Origin of the sequence: Blastococcus atacamensis, assembly GCF_002938425.1 — a bacterium.
In the GTDB taxonomy this organism is placed as follows: Bacteria; Actinomycetota; Actinomycetes; order Mycobacteriales; family Geodermatophilaceae; genus Blastococcus; species Blastococcus atacamensis.
The window spans coordinates 1-5,066 of the sequence record NZ_POQU01000134.1 but is presented as its reverse complement, the minus strand read 5'-3'; the positions used below and the strand labels follow the sequence as shown (position 1 = coordinate 5,066).

General features: G+C 75.5%; 4 protein-coding genes. 3 read left to right on the top strand and 1 reads right to left on the bottom strand.

The genetic code is table 11. The annotated features are described in order from the left end of the window. Positions 1–186: ketopantoate reductase family protein (locus tag C5508_RS18775; protein WP_332872207.1), on the top strand; the 186-nt coding region annotated here is incomplete at its 5' end. A gap of 193 nt (positions 187–379) precedes the next feature. On the opposite strand, the gene pheA is transcribed toward C5508_RS18775, so the two are convergent. Then, positions 380–1,318 (bottom strand): prephenate dehydratase, encoded by a 939-nt coding sequence (gene pheA, locus C5508_RS18770; RefSeq protein ID WP_104526430.1) that lies wholly within the window; start codon positions 1,316–1,318, stop codon positions 380–382. Positions 1,319–1,423: 105 nt separating this feature from the next. Here pheA and C5508_RS18765 point away from each other — a divergent pair, with 105 nt between their 5' ends. Then, positions 1,424–3,109: a GGDEF domain-containing protein gene (locus tag C5508_RS18765; protein WP_232797295.1), complete on the top strand. Its 1,686-nt coding sequence runs from the start codon at positions 1,424–1,426 to the stop codon at positions 3,107–3,109. A gap of 128 nt (positions 3,110–3,237) precedes the next feature. Continuing rightward, the coding region (locus C5508_RS18760) for a tetratricopeptide repeat-containing diguanylate cyclase (protein WP_232797294.1) at positions 3,238–5,066 on the top strand (1,829 nt) is incomplete at its 3' end.

Here is a 5,066-nt window from a genome sequence, read left to right as displayed (position 1 = left end):
ACCCGGGACTTCACCTGGTCGCTCCCGGCGGAGATGCGCTCGTCGATGGAGCGCGATGCCGACGAGGGCAACCCCACCGAACTGGAGGCGATCGGCGGCGCGGTGGTGCGGGCGGCCGAGCGGCACGAGATCGACATCCCGGTCACCCGCGGGATCGTCGAGGAGCTGCGCGCCCGGCTGGGCTGACGCGGCTCAGGTCGCGACGAACACCAGGCCAGCAGACCGCTGCCGAGCACCACCCACAGCAGCGGCACCCGGTTCACCCAGCGGGCGGCCTCCCCGGCTCGGACACGGTCGCCGATCATCGACTTGTTGCCGGCGACACGGCCCGACACGCCGTCGCCGGCGGTCCGAACTCGATGATCGCGGAGAGCAAGGCTCAGAGATCGCCGGCGCGCAGCCGGGCCAGCCACTGCTCGGCCTCGACGAAGGCGGCGTCGGCCGACTCCGCCGGTACCGGCCGGTTCTCCCGGTCGTCGGCGCGCGGATAGGAGCCGAGGAAGCGGACGTCGTCGCTGATCCGGTGCAGCGCCGCCAGCGCCTCGCCCACCCGCGGTTCGGCGACGTGGCCCTCGCAGTCCATGGAGAACGAGTAGACGCCGAGCCGCTGCCGGGTGGGCCGCGACTCGATGCGCGTCAGGCTTATGCCTCGGACTGCGAACTCGCGCAGCAGGTCCAGCAGCGCGCCGGTCCGGTCGCCGACCACGGCGACCAGCGAGGTCTTGTCGTTGCCGGTGGGTGCGGGCAGCGGGCCGGGACGCTCGACCACCACGAACCGGGTGACCGCACCGGGCGTGTCCGCGAGGTCCTCGACCAGGCAGTCGAGCCCGTAGCGCGAGGCTGCGATCGCCGCGCACACCGCGGCATCCACCTCGCCGGCGGCCACCGCGGCCGCGGCCGCCGCCGTCGACGTCATCGGCATCGGCGTCACGTCGGGCAGCAGCTCGGCCAGCCGGCGACCGGTCTGGGCCAGCGCGTGCGGATGGCTGCCCAGCGAGCGGACGTCGGCCGGCGTCGTCCCCGGCCGGACGGCCAGCACGAACGCCACCTCGAGGAACACCTCACGGGTGATCCGCAGCGGGTCGCCGTCGGCCAGCCCGTCCATGGTCGCGGGCACCGAGCCCTCGACGGAGTTCTCCAGCGGTACGAGGGCCGCGTCGGCGTCACCCGAGCGGACGGCGGCGAGTGCGGCGGCGACACTCGGCCGGGGGGAGCGGGGTCCCTCCGCAGACGTAATCGCCCTGCTCAGAGCGGCTTCGGCGAAGGTACCCTCGGGCCCCAGGTAGACGAACCGCGTCGGTGAAGGCATCCCGGGCATCCGACGAGGGTAGTGCGGCAGGACGAGGTGCGCGTCCTCCCCGGCGAAATGCCTCACATCCGGCCCGACCGGCCAGCGCGGCCGCCCGACCCGAGTGGAGGACAGGTGACCCCCCGCCCGGCCCGTGTCGCCCCCGGCGTCCTCCAGGCCGCGCTCTGGCGGTTGCTCGACACCAGCGACGCCGAGGACCCCATCCACTTCCTCCACCTGCTCGACGAGTCCGACGCCGCCTTCGCCGACAGCGGCGACCCGGCCTGGACCGCGTGGCGGCACGCACTCGGGGCCCGGCGTGCCCAGCTGGAGGGCGAGGCCGACCGCGCCGCCGACGAGGTGGCCGCCGCCCGCGACCTGCTGGACCGCTGCCCGGTGTCCTCGGAGACGGCGCTGCTGATGGCCTACCTCGCGCACGTGGAGGTGGTCGCCGACCACCTCGACTCCGCCATGCTGCTGGCGGTCGACGCCAGCCTGCTCACCGACGGCCAGGCCGCCCAGCCCTCCCGCGCGCTGCTGCAGGCCCACCGCTGGCTCTCCCTCACGCTCTCCGGCCTGGACCTGGAGGAGCTCGCCGTCGCGCACGCGACCCTCGGCTCCCAGGTGGCCGCCGCCCTGCCGGACGTCGGCGACTCCGGGCGGCTGCTGCTCCTCTCGGCCCGCCAGCACGTGGAGCTCGCGCAGACGCTGCGCCGCCGCGGCGACACCGACCGGGCCGAGGAGCTGGCCGGCGAGGCGCTGGTCCGCGCCTCCGCCGCCCGCGAGCTGGACTGGCAGCCGGAACAGGCCGAGGCTGACCTGCTCGACGTCGTCCAGGCGTGGGCGCTCATGTGCGGCGGCGACCTGGACGAGGCGCTCGGACCGCTGCGGCGGGTGCGGCGCTCGGTGCAGCGCGACGCCGGTATCTGGCTGCGCGGCTACACCGACCTCGTGCTCGCCCGGTTGCTCACGGCCGTCGCCAAGCGGGACGACGACGTCGTCCTGGCCGAGGAGGCCATCGACCTGCTGGTCGACGCCTCCGGCGCCTTCGCCGCGACCGGCGATCGCCGCCGCTACCGGCAGACGCTGCTCGAGCTCGGCCAGGACTACGCCGACCTGGGCCGGCCGGCCGAGGCGCTGCACTGGCTGGAGGCCTACCGGTACGACACCGGCCGGGCGCACGCCCGCGGCCGGGAGATGTGGGCGGAGATGTTCGTCCGGCGCAGCCGGCTGCGCGAGGCCGAGCGGCAGGCCGCGGTGCTCCGACGGCACGCGCTGGAGGACCCGCTGACCGGGCTGGGCAACCGGCGCAGCGCCGAGCGCCGGCTCGGCGCGCTCCGGCTCGGCGAGGAGCCGCTGTCCCTGGCCGTCGTCGACGTCGACCGGTTCAAGGAGGTCAACGACGAGGCCTCCCACACCCAGGGCGACGCCGTGCTGCGCCGGGTGGCCGACCTGCTCCGCGAGCACAGCCGCACCGGCGACGAGGTGTACCGCTGGGCCGGCGACGAGTTCCTCGTCGTGCTGCCCACGGCGGCCGAGCCACAGGCCCTGGCGGTCATGGAGCGGCTGCGCTCGGCGGTCGCCGAGGCCGACTGGAGCGACCTGGCGCTGTCGGATCCGGTGACCGTGAGCGTCGGCGTGGCCACCGCGCCGGCCGTTCCGGACGGTCAGCCCAACCCCGTCGTCGGCTGGCGCGCACTGTTCGACACCGCGGACCTGCACCTGTTCTCCGCCAAGCGCGGCGGCCGCAACCGGGTGCGCGCGCACGCCCCGCCCGACACCCTTCCCCCGGCCAGGATGGACCGCGGGGCGAGCGCGTGAGCTTTCCGCACGCGTGGGACGGGAGGGACGCGACGGACAGGGGACGGCGCGTTCCGGGATCGGTTCTCGACACCGTCGGTACCGACATGCACAGTGCGCTCGTGCCACCGGGAGCCCTGCATCACCGGGTGACCGCCGCCCTCAGCAACTGGCAGCTCGACGACGCCGAGCAGCTGCTGTCGGGTGTCGAGCGGGATCCGTCCCCCTACGTCGCAGCCGTTCCGGCTGACGACGCGGTGGAGGACGCCCCGAACTCCCTCGGCCGGGCCTGGGCCGACACGCTGCGCGCCGAACTGCTGGTCCGCCGGCTGCGCCTCTCCGGCTTCACGGTGGTCGGCGACCCGGTCTCCCCCGCCGAACCTGCCCTCGACCTGCACGCCGGCGTCGCCGAGCTGCTGGACGGCACCGGCGCCCAGGCCGATCCCCGGTCGGAGTCCGCCTCACGGGCCGCCCTGGCGATCGCCCTGGTCCGCTCGGCCAAGGCGGCCTTCGACGCCGCCGACGACAACCTGCAGCGCGCCGCCGGGCTCGCCCGCCACGCGCGCATCGAGCTGCTCTCCCGGCGGATCGACGCCGCCATGGACGAGGCGGTGGAGGCCGCGAGCCTGCTCGACCCCGCCCTGTCCCCCAGCGTCCTGCTGATCGACACGCTCAGCACCCTCGCCGGCGTCCTGGCCGACCTGGAGCTGATGCCGCTGGCGTTGGACTACCAGCGCCGGGCGCACGAGACCGCCCTCGCGGCCGCCGCGGACCCTGCGGTCCTGGCACCCGACTCCCCCGACCCCGAGGTCCTGGTCGCCGTTGCGGCCACCCGGCTCGGCGAGCTGTGCGCGGAGCTGGGTGAGGGCCTCCTCGACGACGGCGCCCCCGAGTCCGCGGCGCCCTACTTCACCGAGGCCCGGCAGCTGGCCGAGCAGGCACTGGTCCAGCTGCCGCCGGACGCCGTGGGCATCGTGCCGGCGCAGATCGTGCACGGCTGGGCCCTGGTGGGCATGGGCGAGCAGGCCGCGGCCGTCGGCCCGCTGCGCGCCGCCGTCCGGCTGTCGGCCGCCGCGGTCGACCGGGCCCGGCTCGCCTCGGCCCAGCTCGCGCTCGGCCGTGCCCTGCGCCGTCAGGGCAACGGCCGCGCCGCCGACGAGCACCTGGTCGACGCACTCGCCCTGGCCACCGAGCACGGGCTGCCGCGGGTCCGCCGCGCCGCCCTGCGCGAGCTGTGCACCTTGCACGCCGACCTCAACGACGCCGAGCGTGCGCTGCCCTATCTCCAGGCCTATCTCGCCGACGAGCTGGACCGGGTCGACGAGCGGCGCACCCGCTGGGTCGAGCTGTTCGGCCGCCGCAAGAGCCTGCTGGAGACCGAGCGCGCCGCCGGGCAGCTGCGCCGGCAGGCCTACGAGGACCCGCTGACCCACCTGCCCAACCGCCGCTACGCCGAGGCCCGCCTCGACGGGCTGCTGGCCGCCGGCGACGTCCCGGCCCTGGCCGTCGTGGACGTCGACCGGTTCAAGTCGATCAACGACGCCATCGGGCACCCGGGCGGCGACGCCGTGCTGCGGGTCGTCGGCGAGCTGCTGGTGGCCGGCGTGCGCGACACCGACGAGGTGTGCCGCTGGGCCGGCGACGAGTTCGTGATCCTGCTGCCGGAGACGACGTCCGAGCAGGCCGAGCGCGCCCTCGAGCGCATCCGGGCGTCGGTCGTCGCCTACCCGTGGTCCGAGCTGGGCCTCGACGTGCCGGTAACCATCAGCGCCGGCATCGCCTCGGCGACCCGCGGCGATGACCGCAAGACCCTGTTCGCCGCGGCCGACGGCGTGCTCTACGACGCCAAGCGCAGCGGACGGGACCGGGTGGTCCGGCTGTCGGCGGTCACCCAGACCCGCGCCCCGGCCAGCCCGCTGGACGCCCACTTCGGCCCCGCCCCGTTGCGCGGCGGCGACGCTGTCCCCTATACACATCT